12 protein-coding genes are annotated in these 19,902 nt (G+C 64.3%); 2 read left to right on the forward strand and 10 right to left on the reverse strand.

The window, feature by feature from the left end:
• Positions 1-24: 24 nt before the first annotated feature.
• Both GGR36_RS10885 and GGR36_RS10890 read right to left on the reverse strand, forming a co-directional pair.
• Positions 25-2,454, reverse strand: a complete 2,430-nt coding sequence (locus GGR36_RS10885) for a substrate-binding domain-containing protein (RefSeq protein WP_183634615.1) — start codon at positions 2,452-2,454, stop codon at positions 25-27.
• A 390-nt stretch (positions 2,455-2,844) separates the two neighbouring features.
• Positions 2,845-4,428, reverse strand: a complete 1,584-nt coding sequence (locus GGR36_RS10890; protein WP_183634616.1) for an Ig-like domain-containing protein — start codon at positions 4,426-4,428, stop codon at positions 2,845-2,847.
• A 462-nt stretch (positions 4,429-4,890) separates the two neighbouring features.
• Between GGR36_RS10890 and GGR36_RS10895 the strand changes: the two genes are divergently transcribed.
• Entirely contained in the window at positions 4,891-6,585 is a 1,695-nt protein-coding gene (locus GGR36_RS10895; protein ID WP_183634617.1) for a glycosyl hydrolase family 17 protein, read from the forward strand.
• Positions 6,586-6,657: 72 nt separating this feature from the next.
• On the opposite strand, the gene GGR36_RS10900 is transcribed toward GGR36_RS10895, so the two are convergent.
• The 7 genes from GGR36_RS10900 to GGR36_RS10930 form a co-directional block, all read right to left on the reverse strand.
• Positions 6,658-7,542, reverse strand: coding sequence for an AraC family transcriptional regulator (locus GGR36_RS10900; protein WP_183634618.1), 885 nt, complete (start codon positions 7,540-7,542; stop codon positions 6,658-6,660).
• Between the two features lie 172 nt (positions 7,543-7,714).
• Positions 7,715-8,737 (reverse strand): substrate-binding domain-containing protein, encoded by a 1,023-nt coding sequence (locus GGR36_RS10905; protein WP_183634619.1) that lies wholly within the window; start codon positions 8,735-8,737, stop codon positions 7,715-7,717.
• Positions 8,734-9,609, reverse strand: coding sequence for a glycoside hydrolase family 16 protein (locus GGR36_RS10910; protein ID WP_207064243.1), 876 nt, complete (start codon positions 9,607-9,609; stop codon positions 8,734-8,736). The genes GGR36_RS10905 and GGR36_RS10910 overlap by 4 nt, the downstream gene beginning before the upstream one ends.
• Positions 9,606-11,867: a glycosyl hydrolase gene (locus GGR36_RS10915; RefSeq protein WP_183634620.1), complete on the reverse strand. Its 2,262-nt coding sequence runs from the start codon at positions 11,865-11,867 to the stop codon at positions 9,606-9,608. The genes GGR36_RS10910 and GGR36_RS10915 overlap by 4 nt, the downstream gene beginning before the upstream one ends.
• A gap of 80 nt (positions 11,868-11,947) precedes the next feature.
• Complete coding sequence (locus GGR36_RS10920; RefSeq protein WP_183634621.1) at positions 11,948-12,688, reverse strand: putative glycoside hydrolase; 741 nt, start codon at positions 12,686-12,688, stop codon at positions 11,948-11,950.
• 182 nt (positions 12,689-12,870) lie between these two features.
• The gene (locus GGR36_RS10925; RefSeq protein ID WP_183634622.1) at positions 12,871-13,785 is read right to left on the reverse strand and encodes an SHOCT domain-containing protein; all 915 of its coding nucleotides are present in this window, start codon (positions 13,783-13,785) and stop codon (positions 12,871-12,873) included.
• A 54-nt stretch (positions 13,786-13,839) separates the two neighbouring features.
• Positions 13,840-17,214: a hypothetical protein gene (locus GGR36_RS10930; protein ID WP_183634623.1), complete on the reverse strand. Its 3,375-nt coding sequence runs from the start codon at positions 17,212-17,214 to the stop codon at positions 13,840-13,842.
• 337 nt (positions 17,215-17,551) lie between these two features.
• On the opposite strand from GGR36_RS10930, the gene GGR36_RS10935 reads away from it, so the two are divergent.
• Positions 17,552-18,586: a LacI family DNA-binding transcriptional regulator gene (locus GGR36_RS10935; RefSeq protein WP_183634624.1), complete on the forward strand. Its 1,035-nt coding sequence runs from the start codon at positions 17,552-17,554 to the stop codon at positions 18,584-18,586.
• Between the two features lie 20 nt (positions 18,587-18,606).
• On the opposite strand, the gene GGR36_RS10940 is transcribed toward GGR36_RS10935, so the two are convergent.
• Positions 18,607-19,899 (reverse strand): ABC transporter substrate-binding protein, encoded by a 1,293-nt coding sequence (locus tag GGR36_RS10940; protein ID WP_183634625.1) that lies wholly within the window; start codon positions 19,897-19,899, stop codon positions 18,607-18,609.
• Between the last annotated feature and the right edge of the window lie 3 nt (positions 19,900-19,902).

Below are 19,902 nucleotides of genomic sequence, written 5' to 3' on the forward strand. Positions count from 1 at the left end.
ACAAGCCTTCACCCCTGCCGGGCGTCAGCTGCACGAGCCGTGTTTGACCGGGAAGCGAATCTCGAATGCGGTGCCACCACCGGGGTTAGGGAGGCACTCGACGATGCCACCCAAACCCTCGGCGACCAGATTGCTGACGATGGATAAGCCCAAGCCTACATTCCCCGTCATCCGCCGCGTCGTAAAGAACGGGTCGAATACCCGTCCGCGCATATCGGCCGAAATCCCGGCGCCATTGTCTGCAACCCGAATCCGTGCCGTCGACGCGCCGTCCAACAGCTCTGCCGAGATGACGATGCGCGGCTCGGTCTGCATGCCCGGCGGAAAGGCGTGATCCAGCGCGTTCTGAACAAGGTCGGTAACGATTTCCTGAACGACGGAAACGTGTGCGCGCATCCACATGGGACGTACCGCTTCGATCCTGGCGTGGATGAATCTGGCATCCAGTTCGACCTTGAAGAACTGCAGTACCGCAGCAAGTTCCCCCACCAGATCGAATTCAACCCTTTGATCACCATACTGGGTAATGGACACCTTCTTGAAGGTCTCCACCAGTTTCGCGACGCGGTTCAGATTGCGATCAAGATGCTCAAGCGCCTCCTTGCTCGTCGAAAGGAAGTCCAGGACAGCTCTCCGCGTCAATTGACTTGTCTGGTATTTGTCTTCCAAGCCGAGCAGTTCCGAACGTAATACCGAAGCAACGGTCACGCTGACACCGAGCGGTGTGTTGATCTCGTGGGCGACCCCGCGGACCAGCGTGGCAATGGTGCGGGATCGCTCCGCCACGGCGGTTGTGCGACCCCACTCGGCGAGATGCTTGCGGACAGCGCGACCAAGCTCACTCTCCCGCTCGCAAACCAAAGCAAGCGCGGCCTGCAATTGCACCAGCATGCCCTCCTGCCCGGGGTGCAACTCGATGGCCAACAGCCCATGCCAGGTAGAGCGGGACGCTACCGGCAAAACGAGCAATGTCGATTCTTCGAGTAAGTCAAACCATGCATCGGGTGCAATCAACGCGGCATCGAAGGGCGTGGGATCGACACCGGACGCCCTTTGTGGGTACATGGCCGCCGGCGCAAACTGCGTATCGGAGTTCACGCCACCCTCGATCCCCAAGGCGGCCTCGCTCACATCAATCTGCGAGAAACCCGCGTGGCCGGCCTGTGCAGCCAGCCCGACAAGGTTCGGGAACACGGACAGGCAATACTTGCCGACTCCCAACGAAGGAAGATGCTTCGCCATGAATCCGGGCAGCGAAGACAGGCTTGACACTCGCAGCGCATCCAGCACTGCGGACCAATCCGATCCGGGGTGCACCGGCGCAGCCCGATGCGGCGACTTCGATTCGCTGACCGTGCGGTAGAACAGTTCACTGCGTACCGCGTGCAGTTGCTCTGGACGCAAACGCGCAAGCGAACCCATCTGGTCCCCAGCGTCGGCTTCCATTGCGGACCAGATGTCAAAAGCACGGTCCGCCGCATCCTCGCCCGAGCCGATGAGTTCGCTCACCGCATTGGCAAACGACTCGGGCTTGTTCGCCGCGTCAATCAAGCTGCTGCGCAAGGCCGGATCGACTGACCAGGATGTCCGACAGCAGCCGCACGAAGCGCGTATCTGCATCGTGCTCGGCAGCGTCGTCACAGGTGCCGGCTTGCCCCCCCGCCACATGTCTGCAAGCAGGTCAATTGCCGTCTCGGCTTGGGCACGAATGGGCTGCAGGACGGAACTCAGCGGCGGATCGGCGTACCGGTTGCCCGGATCACCGTCGAAGCCGACCACGGCCACATCCTCCGGCACGCGAATGCCCGCCGCACCCAGTACAGCCACGATCTGGGTTGCCATCAAGTCGCTGGCGGCGACCACCGCGTCGAACTTACGCCCTGTCCGCCAAGCCTCCACCAGATGATGCGGCTCATGAACCGAAACGAAGTTCCCGGCGAGCACCAGTTCCGGGTCAGGCTCGATGCCGTGAGCACGCAGGGTCTGTAGCCAGGCTGCATATCGGATCGAACCGTCTTCGGAATTGGATGGACCGCAGATGAACGCCTGGCGGCGATGACCGTGATGAAGGATGAGATGCTCGACCAACTCTCGCATTCCGGTCGCATTGTCCACAAGCACCGACGGCACCCCAGGGAGCGTTTCCGCGATCGACACCATGGGGATCCGGCCAAAGTCTCGCGGGTGCTCAGAGAAGGCGTGGCCGCCATTGAAGTACTTGAGGCCCGGGTTGAGCACCAAGCCGTCGATACGGCGCTCGTCGATCAGGCGAAAAAGCGCGGACTGCACCCTTACAGAAACATAATCACTAACGTCTTGCGGGCCGGTGAATACCATCAGATCGAAGCCCCGGCGTCGGCAGTGCGCAACTGCACAGCGCCAGAGGCGGTTCGTATAGTGGCCTTCCCAACCGAGATGATTGATGAGAAAACCAATGCGCTTGCGTCCAGCCATTTCTTGCCCCACTACAAACCACGCTGATTCAAACTGCGCGCGGGTCGTGCCGGCCGATTCCAGCCCACACGCTTGCCTAGCATCAGCGGCGAAACATCCCCAGGGCATCAGCCAGATGGCGATTTGCGCGTACGAGGCGCATCAGCCGCAACGTTCCTTGGTCGCAAACCAACGCACACATGCGCGCGTAGGCCATGCGCTCAAGCAAATGCGCGTAACGCAAAAGCGCCATTCACGGCAAACCGCATGGCACGCCAAAGCGTTCGGGGTAGAGCCGTTCCGTCCGGATTGCCGGCCCGGCCTGCTGCACCCCTCTCATGCCCCGAAGGAAATGAGCCACCCGCCATGCATGCAAAGCGCACATTGACGGGTGGCTACCAACTGCTCAGATCAATTGAACGAAATCGGGCCGATGTTCAGGCCGTTCGGGTAGTTACCGCTTCCGTCACCACCGGCGGTGTACTGCAGGTTGCTGCCGAGCACCTGGATGTGCACCTCGGCAACGCCAGCGGCCAGCGCCTGTGCAGCGGTGGTGTACGTACATGCCGTCTTCAAGGTGAAACCGCTCAACGGCAAGGTGTAGCTCTGCACACCAATCGCAGAAGGCGCAATCGCGCCCTCGAGCTCAGGCGTACATCCGTTGGCTGCGCCGCCTTTGAGAATCACGGTGAAGGTCGGGTGAGCATTGATGAGTTGGTCGTTGCCCCAGACGGCGACCTTCAGATTGGCGTAGCTCGCCACGTTCGCCACGCCGTTACCGGGCGCCTTGACGAAGGCCCCGAACCCCCAGGGTTTGGCCGCTACGTTGACGCCATAGCCGAAGTAGAAGCTGGGTGTCGCGTCACCGGCAGCCAGGCCGCTCCACCAGTCTTGCGTTGTGACCCCGGTATCGATGTAACGCCCCGCATCGCCGCCTTCGACTGATTTCCATGGTGTCGGTTTGTCGGTGTAGTTGCTCGCATAGACGCCGTTGGCCAGCGTGACCAGGCCGCTGCCGGAACCGCCGCCCGAACCGCCGCCACCCGCTGCGGCGGCGGGATAGTTCAGCTCGTCGAAGTAATACGCCTTGTCTGCGCTCACCGACGCCATGAACGCCGGGAAGATGCTGATCGTGTTGTACGTCTTCGTGAAGTCATACGGCACACCATTGGTGGGCGTGGTGTAGTCGAACGTGAGCGTCTCCCAGGCATTGACCTTGGTCGTCTTGGCCTGGGCCTCCATGCCTCCCGCGCCCGGCCCGGTTTCCACCTTGAGCATGATCGTGTCGCCCGCTGCCGGGGAGTAGACCCGCAAGGTAACCGTCTTGTTCGTCGCGCTGAAGCCGATCGGCGCTACCGACTTGGTGGCTGCATCGGTATAGACCGTTGCCCCCGCCCAGGGTTGTCCCGCTGCGACCTTGACCAGCTTTGCCACCTTGTTGGTGGCATCGACCGGGTCATTTTCCACCGTCGCGGAACCGAGCCCCTCGAATGCGTTGAGACCGACGTTGGCGCCCTCGAAACCAACACAGGGCGCAGCGGTGCACTTGCCGGTGTTGCCGCTTTCCACGGCAACCGGAATGCTGAAATCCTGCGAGACCGCGGCAGCTGCGGTGTTCGCGTTGCTGGCCAGGTCGACGAACTTGCCGGCGGCTACGCCGACGTTGATCGTGCCGGCAGAAGCACTCGCCGGCGTAACGACCAGGGTGGCGGACGTGCCGCTCACGCGGGTGAAGGCGCCGACAGATCCACCGGTGACCACGATATCGTCAGCGGTGAAGCTCGTCCCCACATCTTCGCTGAAGGTGAATGTGAAGGTAACGTCCCCCTTCGCCACCTGTCCCGATGCGCTGCTGCTGATCGTCACCGAAGGTGGGGTCGTATCCTTTGCCGCTGTCGTCACGGCGGGACTATCGCTGCCGCCGCATCCGGTGAGTATCGCTGACAGGGCAAGGCTCAGCGCAGAAAGCGCAAATCGCTTGTGATTCAGGTTCATCGCTTGTCTCCAAACACGCAGTGATGTGGTCTAGTTGTTTTCCGGGTGGTGGTGTCCGGCGACCGCAGGTTTCGCTGCGATCTGTCGGCACCTGAGCGTTTGATTGCCCGGCGGCCATACTAGGTTGGCGACAACATGCGGCTCCATGACCCGGATTGCGCATTTCCGGCAGCGAGTCCGTCGATGCGAGGCGCCCTGCCAGGCAGCCTGCCGTCACCCATACCGCCGCTCGACACCGCGACGCCGCGATGTTGCGAACCACCGGCCGTTCCGCCTGCCCGCGGGACCGCCACAACAGGCCCGCCGATTAGCAATCCGGGTCATGGCTTGCGCCCACCGGCGCCCCTAACCTCAAGCTCAAGTCGCAAATCAATGTGCGGCCACGGCGCAATTGCGCGAGATTGAAGCGAGAAGGAGACAAAGGTGTTTGCGTTCGACCACAAAAGAAGAAGTTTGATTGGCATGCTCGCCGTGACGGCCAGCATGCTGCTGACGGCATGCGGCGGAAACGGCTGGACCGAGACCCCGAGACCACCCGCGCCATGCTGCGCATCGCAACTGCGTCCGCTGAGTGCTGAATTCAGCACGCGCAAGGCGGTGTCGTACTCGGGCTATCGCGGCGCCGACCGTTCGACCGTGCCGAGTTCGGCCGACATCCTGCAAGACCTGCAACTGCTGGTGCAGGGCAATTTCCGCCTGATCCGGCTGTTCGACAGTTCGGACGAGCACGCACTCAAGACCTTGCAGGTCATCAAGGACAACAACCTCGACATCAAGGTGCAGCTGGGCATCTGGATCAGTGGCCCGAAGGCGACGCAGGACGCCGCCAACCAGGCCGAAATCGAGCGCGGCGTTGCGCTTGCCAACACGTACAAGGACATCGTGCTGGGCGTGAGCGTCGGCAACGAGACGATGGTCGACTGGTCAGGCCTGCAGGTGCCGCCCGCCGACATGGCCGCCTACATCTCGGCGGTGCGTGCGCGCATCACACAGCCGGTGACGACCGACGACAACTGGGCTTTCTTCGCCAATGACCAGAAGAAGTACGACACCGACAAGGTGCTGAGCGTCGTCGACTATGTCTCGATGCACACCTATCCGCTCGCCGACACGCCGTGGGGCCTGTGGGACTGGCAACAGGCCAGCGTGCCCGCAGATCAGCGCGCAGCAGCGATGATGGATGCGGCGCTGGCGAAGGCAAAGAAGGACTATGACGCCGTCGCGACCTATGTGGCGAGCAAACAGCCCAGCATGCCGATCGTGATCGGCGAAACCGGCTGGAAGAGTGCAACGACCGGAAACGAAACGCAGCGCGCCCATCCGGTAAACCAGAAGATGTACTTCGACCGCATGGCGACCTGGACAAATGGCCCGAAGGCGATCTTCACCTTCGAGGCGTTCGATGAACCCTGGAAGGGCGGCGACGACGGCTGGGGCTTGTTCGACGTGAATCGCCTCGCCAAGTATGTGATCTACGACCTGTATCCGGCGAACCAGCGCGAGACCGCCAGCTACACCCTGGCAGATGCGGTGCACTTCATCGCGGCCGCTTCCAACCCGCGCATCACGGCAAACACCTACACGCTGTTTGCCGACACGGTGCCCAACGGTGCAGCCGTCCCGGCCGGCCCCAATACACCGCTCACCGTCTGGCAGGCCTGGGACAACCCGGCCACCGCAGTGGGCGCGCTGGTCTCCGCCGGTGCAGCAGAGGGCAGCACCGCGCTTGAGATCACGCCGGTACCGAAGAGCTGGGGCTGGGGCTTCTTCCTGCAACTCTCCAACCCGGACGATCTGACCAACTTCAACTCGGCGACCGGCACGCTCAACTTCAGCATCAAGACGACCTACGCCGGCAAGCTGGAAGTCGGTTTCTTCACTGGCAGCACCACCGCCAACACCGGCGTCGACGTCTATCTCGCGATCGCACCGGGTCAGTACGGCTACGTGAATGATGGCGCCTGGCACACGGTATCGGTGCCGGTCAGCGCTATCGCGGCGAAGGCTGCACCGGCATTTGGCCAGCCGACCAGCGCAACGCTCGACATGACCAAGGTGTCCAATGGCTTCGTGATTGCGGACCGTTACGCGGTGACCGGCAACGCCGGCGGGTCGACCACCAAGGTGCAGGTCGACAACATCTACTGGTCGAAGTAAGCCAACGCAATGTCGCGCAGCGCCTATGCGCGCCGCAGAGTCCCCCGCACCGCACCAGCGGGCGGGGGATTTTCAATCGCTCAGGGGCATGCAAAGCTCGACCGCGACCGAGTCCGCATTCGGCACAACGTGTGGAGCATAGACCTCGACGAAGGGCTCTTCACTCAAACAGTGACCACTGTTCGGCAACCACTCGCCAAGCATCGACAACCAGGCAGCGCCAATACCCGAGGGCGCACCAGAATAGGCAAGGCACGCGTACAGCCCGCCTTCGATACGCTTGCGCGAGACGCGCTCGCCGCGCGGCTCCCAGCCTTCCGGCAGCAGTACGCAGGCATCGTAGCGGCAGCGCGAGGGCGGCGTGATCTGCGGATCATCCAGCGCCATGCCGAAGCGCGCCTGCGTCTCGAGCTTGTGCTCGGTCACCCACGCCAGACATTGCTTCCACGCCGCTTCTGCCGTCTCGCGGTAGTCGCCGACTACACGGAAGTAGGCCACCGTGCGGGCCGGTTCGCAGCGCATGCGCACGTCCAGTCCGGCGCACGGTCGATCTCCGCGCGCACGCCCCTGCACCGGATCCCAATGGCGATAGCCGCCCGCCCGCCAGGCACTCGGGTTCATGCCGAAGTGCTGGGAAAAGGCGCGGGAGAATGCCTCGGCCGACGTAAATCCGCAGTGCTGCGCCACCGTTTGAATCGTCGTGGTGGGGTTGTGAACCAGTTGCCCCCCCGCCTTTTCAAGCCGGCGATGGCGAATGAAGTCCTGCAAGGTCTCGCCCGTCCATGCGCGAAAGATGCGGTGAAAATGGAAAGGCGAAAACGCCGCCACCGACGCCAGCGCTTCGAGGCGCAAGGGCTCGGTTTCGGGCAGGTGGGTGTCGATGAAATCGAGCACGCGGTTCATGCGCTGCGCGAAAGCAGCGGCCTTGTCGCTGCGTTTGTCCTCAATCCTGACCATCGCTGCTCACCCGCATGCCGTCGGGCCACCGGCCCGGTCAGCACCCTTGCGCGAGAAGGCACACTGTGGCCCGCGCGGGCGACTCCCGCTAGACATGTCCATACCATCCTCCTGTAGCGGGGCCGTCGTGCGACCCCTTATTTTTTGGGCGTCTGTGCGCCGATACCTGCTTCTATCTTAGACGACGCGTACTGTCCCGAATGACCAGCTCGAGCGGCCGCACAGCGACCCCCTCGCGCGCAGTTTCCCCGACGAGTTCGATCATGTCGACCGCCGCCGCGCGCCCCAATTCGTAGACCGGCTGGCGAATCGTCGTCAGCCGCGGCTCTTTCGCCACGACATCAACGGCGTCATCAAACCCGACCAGCGAAATGTCGTCAGGCACACGAATGCCGTAACGCTGAAGGGCGATACGCGCGCCCCAGGCGGAAAGATCGTTGCCCGCGAACACGGCGGTGAACGCGGCTGCGCGTTCGAGCAGGGCGTGCATCGCCGCAAGCCCCCCGCCTTTGAGGAAGCCGCCCTGCACCACCAGGTTCGGATCGAAACGCAGACCGGCCTCTTCGAGCGCCACCCGGTAGCCGGCGAGCCGCTCCCGCGCGTCCCACTGATCGGGCGGCCCGGCGATGTGCGCGATGCGCCGGTGCCCCAGCGACAACAGATGATTCACAGCGAGTCGTGCACCGCCAAGGTTGTCCACGCATCGCGACCGCACCCGCTCGCCGCACAGCATGCGCCCGGTCAGCACGATGGGCAGGTGCGCGGAGAGGCGCAGCAGCTGTGCGTCATCCATCATCGAACCGAGCAGTATCACGCCGTCGGCGCGCCTCGCCGCGAGCTGAAGAACCTGTTCCGCTTCCTGACGCGCCGACCACTCGCCGCTGATGCGCAGCGCCGTGTAGCCATGCGCCGCAAGCGCGTCGGCAATACCTGCGGTGAGCGTGCTGCAATAGCTGCTCTCACTCAACTCGGTCAGCACGCCGATGGTCTTCGCTGCGCAAATGCCGGGCGCGCCTTCGCTGGCGGTCGACTCGGCCGAGAGCAACTCACCCGCCTCGCGCACCGCGCGCCTGCGTTCAGCATCATTGCTGCCCGACGCACTGAGCACGCGGGCAACCGTGCCGACCGGCACCCCGGTGCGCGCTGCGATCTCCGCAACGCTTGCGCCGCGAGGTGCCTTGCCCGCGCTGCTCATGGGGCTGGCTGATAGACCCGCACGTATTCGACTTCCATCTGGACCGGGAAGATCTTGTCGTCGACCGGCCCACCTAGCATGCCGCCGATCGCGAGGTTCAGCAGCAGGTACTGGGGCTTGTCGAAGGGCCAGCCGCCATAGCCGCTGCCCGGGTTGGAGAACTGGAAATAGTTCACGTTATCGACGCCGATCACGATGCGATCTTTTGTCCAGTTGAGCTGGTAATTGTGAAACGCCGTGCACGCGTCTGGCACCTGCGTGTTATCGCCACGCTGGGTGCCGTTCATGTGGTTGAACAACTTGGTGTGAATCGTGCCAAGCACCGTCGACGGCGCGCTGCCGACCTGCTCCATGATGTCGATCTCGCCATCGTCGGGCCAGACGCCCCCCGTGCCCAGCATCCAGATCGCCGGCCAGGTACCCAGCCCACAGGGCAGCTTCGCGCGGATCTCGAAGAAGCCGTAGGTCCAGCTCGCCTTGCCGCGTGTAACCAGTCGCGCCGAGGTGTAGTTCTGGCCACCCCAGTCCGAGGCGCTCTTGAGTTGCTCTTTGCGCGCCGCAATGACGAGCTTGCCGTTGCGAACCACTGCGTTCTCGGCGCGGTCGCGGGCGTAATACTGGAGTTCGTTGTTGTACCAGCCGGCCTGGTTGCGATCGGTGTCGTAGTCCCAGCGCGATGCATCCGGGAGTCCGTCGGTATCGAACTCGTCCGCCCATACCAGTTTCCAGCCTTCCGGCACACCGCCGGCAGGCATCGCGGTGTTGCCACGATCGGCGCGCGGCGCCGCCGCGTCACTGCCGCCGCACGCCGCCAGGCCGTAGGCCATTGCCACAATGCAGGCGTAGGTACGCGTGGTGTGATTCATCGTCATGGTTTCTTTCCTGATGTAACGGCCGCCGAACGTGGCGGCACGACAAGTCGCGTGCCATCGCCGAAATTCACCGTACGTGCGCGCGGGCCAGTGTTGTAAGCGAGATAGGTGCGGGTGCCGTCTGCGCGGCGAAACACCGAGTAAAGCGGCGCGTCGGCACCGACACCCAGATCCGGGCGACCATAGGCAGCCAGGCTGCTCATCCAGTGCCAGGTGTGGCTGCGGGTCTCGCCGTCTTCGACTGCGCCGGACGGGTTCCACCGGGCGATCGCGGCATCGGCGTCGCGCAACGCGTGGTAGCCGAGCAGGATGTCCTGCCAGATGTCGCGCGGCGCCTTGCCTCCGCGGGCAAGGAAGCGCGCGAATTCGGCATCCATCGCCTCCAGATTGCGCTGGATGTAGTCCGGATCGGTGCCGAGGTAGAGCGAAGCAGTCGTGAGCGGCAGCAGGTTGATGCCGTGCACCTCGCGCGGATCTTCCGTCCACCAGGTCGTGTGGATGTACTTGTCACCCCACACCATCGCTGCATCGAGATTGCTGTATTCGGGTGCGAACACCTTGTGATGCAGGTCGAACCAGTAATGCTTGAGGGCCTCGACTTCGGTGGTGTAGAGGTAGATGCCGGTGTCGCGGATACGCTTGTTTCCGGTCGCCTCGCCCCACAGGATCATGCCCGCCCAGGCATTGATCGCCTCTGAGGATGACTCCTGATTGTTGCCATCGTAGAACGGCGCACCGCCCGACGCCCAGGAGTGGCCTTCGTAGGGGTCGAAATGGCGCAGCCGCGGGAACATGCGGTTGGCCGGGTCGGTATTGGCGATGTCGGCGATCATCAGCTCGACCATGCCGCCCCACTTTTCTCGCTTGGCCCAATCCGGGTCGCGCAGCGCGATCTGCGCGGCCGCGAAGATCCAGTAGCCGTAGTGGAAGTGGTGGTCGTTGAGCTGGTCGGCTGAACCGTATTCGTCCGGGTAGCCGATCAGTGAGCCAACGCGGGCGTTGTAATGGAAGTAGCGATCGACCTCCTCGCCCGGCGCGAACCAGCGCTGCATGCGCGCCTTGGTCGCGGCCAGGATCGCATCGCGATCGCGGGTACGCCCCATCGCCTCGACAATGCCCATCACCTGCACCGCACGATTGAGACCCTTGCCTTCCCAGTAGGTGCCGCGGCTGCCAAGAAGCTGATCGGGCCCGAACTGCAGATCCTCCGCGAGGAAGGCGTCGAGCTTCGTGCGCGAGGGGCCGTCGGGCAACGCTGGCCAGGCTGGCACGAAGCCGCGATAGCGGTAGCGCGTCTTGAAACTGTTGCCGCTGACGACCTTGAGTTCACCGCGGATCGACGGATAGCTCAAGGGCAACACGGCGGGCAGCAGCGGATTGTCGTGCCACTGGTGCGGGTAGAGCGCGAATACGCTGCCCTTCTCGGTGCCCTCACGCAGAAGTGTGGTGGCTGTGTAGGTGGTCGTCAGCTCACTGCGCTTTTCGTCGTACTGCCAACTCACCTGGGTATCGGTGATGAAGGCAAAGGCATACCGCCGCAGCAGGTTCACCTGCGCCGCGTCGGCCGCCTGCAGCGCCGCAACGCTGAAATAGCCCTTGCCCGGGGGCAGCACCAGTTCGAGCGTTTGCGCATCCACTTCCTGCCACTGCCCGCCGGCCGGCGCATAGAGTGCGAAGGCCCGGTCACCCACTGCCAGGCCAAGCGCGCGACCGTCTTCGGATCGGGAGAACACGCGGTAAGGTTCGCTCGACTTGAAGCGCGCATTGCCCTGTGTGAGTTCGTAGAAGCTATAGGGCGAACCGTGTGCGATGGTGGCGGTGAATCGATCCTTGCCGCTGGCCATCACCACATCGACGGCCCAGTCCGAGAAGCGACCGATACGGGCGTCTGCCGGAACGAATGCAGTGGGCGCGATGCTCAGCGTCGCCTTGTGCGCCGCGACGATATCGTTCTCTTCACGCGATCCGTTGAAGACCGCCGCAGGTCTGGGCACGTCGACCTGGAAACCCGCCGCTACCGGCCGATAGGAAGCCGGCTGCGCGTACAAGGGCTGCGCCCATTTGTCGAACAGCAGCGACGAATACCACTTGTTGGTCGGTGCCGGCCCACCTTCGTAACGCACGGCAGGGAGTTCCCGTTCGCCGCCCGGTGCGAGCGTCGTGCTGTACTGCCCGAGCCCGACCCTGACGGGCTCCGCCGACGCCGCGATGGCCCACACCGCGAGGGCGGTGACGGCGGCCAGTTTGATGCAATTCATTGTTTTGGTCCGCAAAGAGACAGGGCCTGATGGCGCCTTCAGGCGAGCATCAGGCCCCTTGCTTCATGCAATCTAAAGCGTCAGCCGCCGCACTTCATCATGACGTCCGCATCTTTGCCCGCGCCCGGCACGTAACGCACGTTGGCGAAGGACATCGAGAGCGCCTTGTTGGTAAAGACCACCCACGGCGTGTTGACCACCGCGAACTTGGTGCCGGCCTTCTCGAAGCAGGCAAGCGGGATCTTGACCGTGGTCGGCTTCTCGAGCGGCATCTTCTTGAGGTAATCGGTCACGTCCACCACACCCATGCACGGGTAGCGGCAGTCGACGCGCATCGTGACCTGGTCTTCCGGCGCCTGGTGCAGGACGGTGTCGAACACCAGCGCGGCATTCGCGTCGATGTAGTCGTACTGGTCGTGCGAGATCTTCGACTGCGAATAGATCTGCCCGGTACCACCGGTCCAGGTCACCTTCACACCGTTGATGCCACCGATTTTTGTCGGCTCCGCCTTCACCGAGCCCGCATCCATCGCGCCAAGGCCGTTCTTCGGCACAACGAAGGCCCAGTTCGCCGGCGTCCCGAGGTACAGGATGTTCGGGTCGACATTGCCCTCATTGCCATAGACCACCAGTGGCGGGAGTTTGCCCGCATCGGCAGGCGCCGCTGGCGCCGCGGCGGCCGGCGCAGCGCCGGGCGTCGACGCGCAACCGGTCACGAGCGACAGTGAAAGCGCAGTCATTGCAAGCATGGCGCTGGCAGACAGCTTAGAGATCTCCTTGATCACGACATCCTCCTTGATGGACTTGGGTTCGCAGCACATTGATCGGGGCCCGGCTTTTTGGATTGGATTCGGGCCAGTCGAAAGCGTATTGAAAGCGCTTTCATTTTGCAAGACAGCGGTCGCAAACAGCAGGATGAGTCAGGAACCCTACAGGAGCCGCCGCAGTCTCGAAGACTGCTCGGCCGGCACCTGCATGCGCAGGCTGCCGGCGGAGCGATGAATTACAGGTTTTTGAGTGCCTCGGCGCGCTTGGCCTGGTACTCGGCCTCGGTGATCAGACCTTGATCAAGCATGCGCTTGAGCAACACCAGGCGGCTTTCCTGCTGGCTGAAGTGGCGCTGGACCGCGGGGTCCACCGTCGTCGCGGGGGCGGCAGACGCCGGTGCCGCGACGGCGGGTGCGACAACCGCCGCGGGTGCCGGTTGCGGTGCGGCCAGAGGTGCTGCGGCAGGCGCCGCCTGTGCCGCCAACGACATCGCGATCCAGTCTTTGCGCACCAGGCGCGCGTCGGACCGCGCAGGTGCTGCGATTTGCACGCCCTCTGCGGCCTTGCCCCGCTTGCCGGGGTCCAGCGCACGCGTCGGCCTCGCGCCCGGGCGCAAGCCCAGCAGCGCATCGGATAACTGCACGCCAACGATCAGTTGCAGGGCACCTTCGGCGTAGAACACCCGCCCCGTGCTGGTGAGCTTCGCCCCGTAGGCGCCCAGTTCCTTGTGACGACCGGTCGTGACGAAGGTCAGATCCTGCTCCGGCGTCGCCTTGGCCAGGCTTCCTGCAATCGCGCGGGACAACCTGGACAGCTCCCCCGCCTCGAACAGTGCAACCGTGTCCTTGCCCAATACGACCTGGACTGACGCCAGCGCCGCCGCAACCGAATCTGCGTTGAGCTGCACCGGGTGCTGGTTCGGCGCCCCCTGCTCGGCCGCCGGGCGCTGTTGCAACTCGATGTAGTCCCATGGACTCAGGTTCAGCCGATCCGCCGGATTCGCAATCCACACCGTCAGCCGGCTCTCGCTGTCGCTGAAAAGATCGGTCAAGCCATCCAGCGGCCCGGCATGGGCCGGCACGCCGGCGAAGGCCGCCGCCATGGTGAGCGCCAGACAAATGCGGCGCACTGTATGGGAAGACTTGCTCATGCTTTTCTCCTGATTCGGCCCGGGCAACGCGCCGTCGCGCCCCCCCAAGCCGGGTTATTGTTCAGAACGCGGTGCGGCCGCTCCAGGGTCTTGTCCAAGCATCACCGTCAGCCGTTCGATTGCGCCGTCGCGCAGGGCCTGCGCATGGGGCGCCGGGAGTTCGCACCCCGGCACCACGTGCCGGGTGCCATCGTTGTAGTGGAGCCGATAGCCCAGCACCCGTGCGCCCGCCTCGCCCCAGGTATCCAGTCGCTGCGGGTTTTCCAGCACGAGCAGGCAATCACCCAGAATGCTGAAGGCAACCGAACCCGCCGGCAGCGTCGCCTCGCGCGCCACCTCGTGGCCGCGCTGCCCGGTTGCAAGGATGCCACTTGCGCTGGTGCGCCGCACATGCTGCGCACCCACGGTGAACAAACTTCCGGGCAAGGCGGGGCGTGCAACGAAGCTGAGCGTGCCGTCGGCGCCTTGCCGGAATGGCCGCTCGCCGAGCATAGCCAGCAGCAGGATGTTGTAGAACTCGCTGGTGCTGCCCGACAGGCGCGCCGAAAAACCATTGCCATGCAGGCGCGCATCGGGGTTCGCGCTGGTGACGAGGAAGGACACGTTCTCGAAGATCGAGCGTCCGTACTGCGCCGGGTCGCGCCATGCCACCAGCCCCGTCCACGCGGCTTGCCAGAACGCGTCATAAAGGCCGGCGCGCAGCAACTCGAGCAGGTACTTGTAGGCCATGTGCAGGAAGATCGACTCGTTCTCCAGCCAACCCGGCGTAAAGGCCTGCAGGCGGCCGATTTCCAGCGGCATGCGTCGCGTCGCCCCGCTGACCTTGTACATCCCCAGCGGCACGTCGTAGAGCTCGGAGGCACGTACACCGGCGGCGATGCGCGCCGCCTGGGCCGGATCGGTCGCCAGTCGCAAGGCATGCACGCTGCCTTCGATGAACGGCGCCACCGGGATCGCCTCGAAGCGGAACGCACGGCAGGTCTGCAGCTGCCTGCCATGCAGCTCGCGTGTCGCGGCCAGCGGCAGGTACTCCGCCAGCTCGAACATCCAGTACGTCGTGCAGATGCCGCGTCGGTGATCGAAGGCGCGTTCAATACCGGCGCTCAGCAGCGCGTCCGCCTCGGCGAGCCAGCCTGACAGTTCTGCCAGGGGCCAACCGCGTTCGTGGCCCGACAGATCCTGCAGCAGCTTCGCCCGGTAGGCTTCGCGGGCGTCGGACGCCTGCGACCAATAGTCGAAGGCTTCGATGGCGCCGGAAACCCGCTGCGCCACCAGCCCGCGGATCTGGTCGAACAGGCTCGCAGCCTCCTCCGGCAGCGTCACGATGGCGCCTTGCAGGGCGTAATCCTCGGCCCAGCGACGGATCAGCCGCACCAGGCGCAGCAATTCCTGGCTCTCGTTGATGGACGAACCGAAAAGGCCCGGCAGTCCGTTGATCGAATCGTTCCAGTTCGGCTTGTCGGCCTCCATCTCGATGCCCATGCCGGCGGGGTCGAGCGTGGACAACTTGACGGTCGCGAGCAGCACCAGCTTCGAGAGCAGGCTGGAACGGTATATGGCGCCGTCTTGCGTGCGGGCCTTGTCGGCCTCGCGTTCGCGCAGCGCGATCCGCGCCGCCTTGGCTTCGTCGAGGGCTACCGCTTCGTACTGACGCGGCCCGTTATCGGTGAGCACGTATTTCTGCGCACGCGGCAACACCCCCACCGCATTGTCGAAGTAGCTGAAACGCCGCGCATCGGTCAGCAGCGCCGCCATGCGATCCGGGAACAGCCCTTCATAGCTCTCGATCAGGTCGAGGTTGTAGAACCAGTGGTCGGTCCAGAAGCCTTCGCCGTGTTCGGCATCTTCGAGCTTGCGGCTCGCCAGCACCAAGGCGGAGACGAGATCGAAGAGCGACCCGCACAACGCGGACTCATGCGCTTGCGCCCAGCGGATGACCGTATCCGGGATCCACGGCTCGGCGAGCGCAGCAAGCAAGCTCTCGTGCAGGCGATGCGGGACCAGGCGCGCGAGCACCGGCATCGCAGCGGACGCGTCGAGCTGGTAGCGCACGCCTTTCACCACCTGTGGGTTGTAGCCGTCGAGCTGGATCAGGTTGATGAAGTATTCGATGTTGGCACTGCCGACATCCGGGTTGAACCACACGTCGTTACGACGATTCTGGTTAACGTCGCGGTAGGCGCCATTCCCCTGCGAGAAGTAGGTCGGCGAGAGGCGGAACTGGTTGTAGTCACGCTCGGTGTCGCCATGACGACGCGAAAACAGGTACATCACATCGCGTCGCTCGCCATCGCTGATCGACAACGGGAAGCCGCCGCGCAACAGGTTGTCGAGGAAGTTCTGGCCCGCGTACGCGTTGAGGCGCGCATCCTCGGTGACGAGAAAGCAGCGATCCATCAACGCCCGCACCAGTTGCTCGTTCTCGTCCGCCTTGGCGGCGAAGAAGGCCGGCGTGGCGTACTGCGGCAGGCGCGCGTTCCACTCGGCCAAGCTATCGACCTTGCCGTACAAGGCTTGTACGGTCACCGATTCGCCCGCTGCCAGCGTGACGCTGGCGTGCGTGAGCGCACTCGGCGTGCGGTTGCCGGATTGCTGTTCGGCGCACCATTCGAAATAGCCGTCAACGAAGAGCTCGGGGAAATCGAAGTCGGTGATGCGCCCGAACACCTCTTGCGGATCGATGACCGGGTCGAGCAGGCGGCTGGCGCCACCCTGCGTCAGGATCGCGAAGAACGCATGCCCCTTCTCGATAGGCTTCACTTCTGCCGTATCGGCAAAGGTGACCTTCAAGCGCGAATAGGGCGCACGGTTTTCAAGGTTGTCGACGGTGTACCAGGCCTCGATCGTGCGCGACATGTTCTTCATCGCCCAGTCGTTGAGGCCGTAGGGCATGAATTGCGGCAGACCGTCGATGAGTTGCAGCGTGACCGGCTCGGCCGCGGTGTTGGTGATCAACACTTCACGTGCCAGCGCTGCAATCGGTTCGTTCGGGATCGTGAAATAGCGAACCTGGAAACGCAGCCCCAGCGCGGAATCATGCTCTTCCAGGTGCAGGTCCCAGGGGCTGATGCTCAGATGGCGCGCCGGCTCGGCGGAACGCGACGAAAGCGAATCGCGGAACGCTTCTGCATAGCCGCTGCGCGCCCCGCGCGTCCAGTGAATGAAGGTGCGAAAGCCGGTACTTGCGGTGAGGCGATAGGCCTTGTTCGCAGGCTGGAACTCGACAATCGCGCCGTCCTTGTCCTGCAAGCCGAAGCTGCTGACTGCCTGTCCGCGATTCACATAGAACGCCCACAGCGGTACGCCCATCACCCCGGCGATGCCAGGAAAGAAGCTGGCAAAGGGCTTTGCACGGTGATAGCCATCAATGCGGAAACGCAACGGGTCCGCGGGATCTACCCGATAGACCGGTTCAAAACTGGATTTCATCAAGGCACCAGTAAGAGTGAGATGCACCGCTTCGGCCGCGTCGCGAACCGATACGGATTGGGGGGAGTCGGCCCGCGCCGCCTGCGAGCAGCGAGGGATTCCGATTTGAAATGCTTGCTTTGGATTGTTTGGAGGGAACAAAATGCTGAAAGCGCTTTCCTGGCAGCACCTGCGCGCTTAGCGGCCGCTTGGCCGGCTTTTCGACGGCGGGTGTCACGCCCTTTGTGGCGGAACTGTCACGCCAGGAGCGCGGCATTGCGAGCAGGCGATGGCCCTGCAATGCGCAACCCTGACGGTCCGGAACCACGAATCGAACACAGCACTTCCCCCCTTCGACATGACGTCCGAACACACCAAGAAAACTGATCTGCCCGAGAACATCACGCTCGAAATGGTGGCGCGCACAGCAGGCGTATCGCCGGCAACCGTGTCGCGCATCCTCAACGGTTCGGCACGTGTCAGCGACAAGAAGCGCGCCGCGGTCGCCGCCGTGATCAAGCAGCTCAACTACCGCCCGAACGCCCTGGCGCGCGGGCTGGCACAAGGTCGCACCAACAGCATTGGCGTGCTCACGCAGGACATCGCTTCGCCCTTCTACGGTGAAGCGCTGCGGGGTATTGAAGATGCGCTCAAGGACACCGGCGCCATTCCGCTGATCGTCAGCGGCCACTGGATCCTGCGCGACGAGGTCGAGCGCCTTGAGCATCTGCTCTCGCGCCGGGTCGATGGCCTGATCGTGCTGACTGGCAGTCTGCCCGACGACGAACTCATCCGTTACGCGGGCGAGGTGCCGCTGGTGGTGACCGGCCGCGATCTCGAAGCGGACAACCTCACCAGCCTGCGCTTTGATGACTACGCCGGCGCCCGCATCGCAACCGAGCATCTGATCGACCTGGGGCACCGACGCATCGCGCATGTCGCAGGCCCGCTGGATCATTTCGACTCGCTCGAGCGCCTGCGCGGCTATCGCGAAGCGCTCATCGACGCGGGTATCGCGTTCGACGATGATCTGGTCGTACACGCCGACTTCCATGAACCCGGCGGCCTGCTCGCAATCAACCAACTGATCGCGGCGCGCACCCCCTTCACGGCGGTGTTCGCCGCCAACGATCAATCGGCGTTCGGCGCACGACTCGCGCTGCACACGCACGGCATCCGGGTGCCGGAGGACATCTCGATCGTCGGCTTCGACGACTTGCCCGTCTCCAACTATGTCGTGCCCCCGCTGACAACCGTGAAGCAACCGGCCTACGAGATGGGCGAGATCGCCGCGCGCGCGCTGGTCAGCATGATCCACGGCGAACCCAAACTCGGGCAGCTGCCGCGACCCGAACTTGTCGTCCGGGCCTCCTCCCGCCCGCTTCGCCGTTAGGGTGGCTGGTCGCAACACGATCAGGGGCGCTGCGGCGTGCCCGCGGCGATGCGTTTGCCAACAATGATGGCGCTCACTTCGTCCTTGTGGGCGTACGCGATCCGCTCGCCCTGGATCTCGCCGATGCCGACCATGTCGGCCGAGATGGCCTCATGGTTCTCGCGCGAGAACGGCGCCTGATAGGTGGTGATGACACCGAACACACCACCCTTGAGCGCTTCCAGCGCGGCACGCACCGCATTGCGCTCGGCACTCTGCGCTTGGCGGCTCGCCGCCGCCAGCAACAGCATCGCGTCGTAACCCTGGGCCGCGGCAGGCAACACCGCGAGCGCCTCGGCGCCCCCCTGTCGTTTCAGTGCGAGCAGGAATTCCTGCCGGCGCGAATTGATCGGGTCTGCCACCATCGTGGTCGGCATGCGCACCGCTTGCCCCGCTTTGCCGGCGCCCTTCACGAACGCGGCGCTGGCAAGATCACTGCCCCCGACGATCGGCACCGACCAGCCCATGCGGGCACGGGTGCGGGCGATTGCCGCGGTTTCGGCGGTCTGGCCCCACACCACCAGCGCGTCCACCTGCGCGGCGCGGGCCTGGTTGAGCAAGCCGGCCATGTCGGTCTGCCCGCTCTGGAACTGGGCGACGAAGGGGGCCTGCATCGCGCCTTCGGCATCGCGCACCCAGCCGCGCACATCGTCGGCCTTGCCGTTGAAGGGCGGCGCGTAGAGGCGGCGGCGCAGGCGTTCGCGCACCATGTCGCGCCCTGCATTGCCGTAGGGCGAGGACTCGACGAGGATGCCGAGCCGCTTGTAGTGCTGGCGGTCGATGGTCTCGCGCACGATCAGGTCGGCCTGGGCAAGGTCGTTCGCCGCGACGCGGAAGACGTAGTTGAGCTTGTGCATCGGCGGCTCGAACAGCCGCGTCAGGGATGAGTCCGAAGCACCCGCGATCAGCACCGGCACGCCGGCTTCCTGCAGGGGTTGCAGCGCGCGCATGGCAACTGCGCTGTTGCTCAGACCGACGACGTAATCGACCCCGCCGCGGGCGGCCAGCCGCTTGGCTTCCTCTTCGCCACGGTCCGGGTCATTCTGGTCGTCGACTTCGACCAGCACGATCTTCCGGTCGGCGAGCCCGCCCTTCCAGTTGAGTTCCTCGACAGCCAGGCGCACACCCTGGCGCATGGACTGCCCGGCCTCCGCCGTCGGGCCGCTGAAAGTCCCGAGTACGCCGATGCGCACTGGCGCCGAATCCTGCGCGAGCGCATGCGGTGCGAGGCATGCGAGCCCCACCGCCAGCGCGAGCGCGAAAAGCCTGCTCATGGC

Origin of the sequence: Niveibacterium umoris, from assembly GCF_014197015.1 — a bacterium.
Classification (GTDB): Bacteria; Pseudomonadota; Gammaproteobacteria; order Burkholderiales; family Rhodocyclaceae; genus Niveibacterium; species Niveibacterium umoris.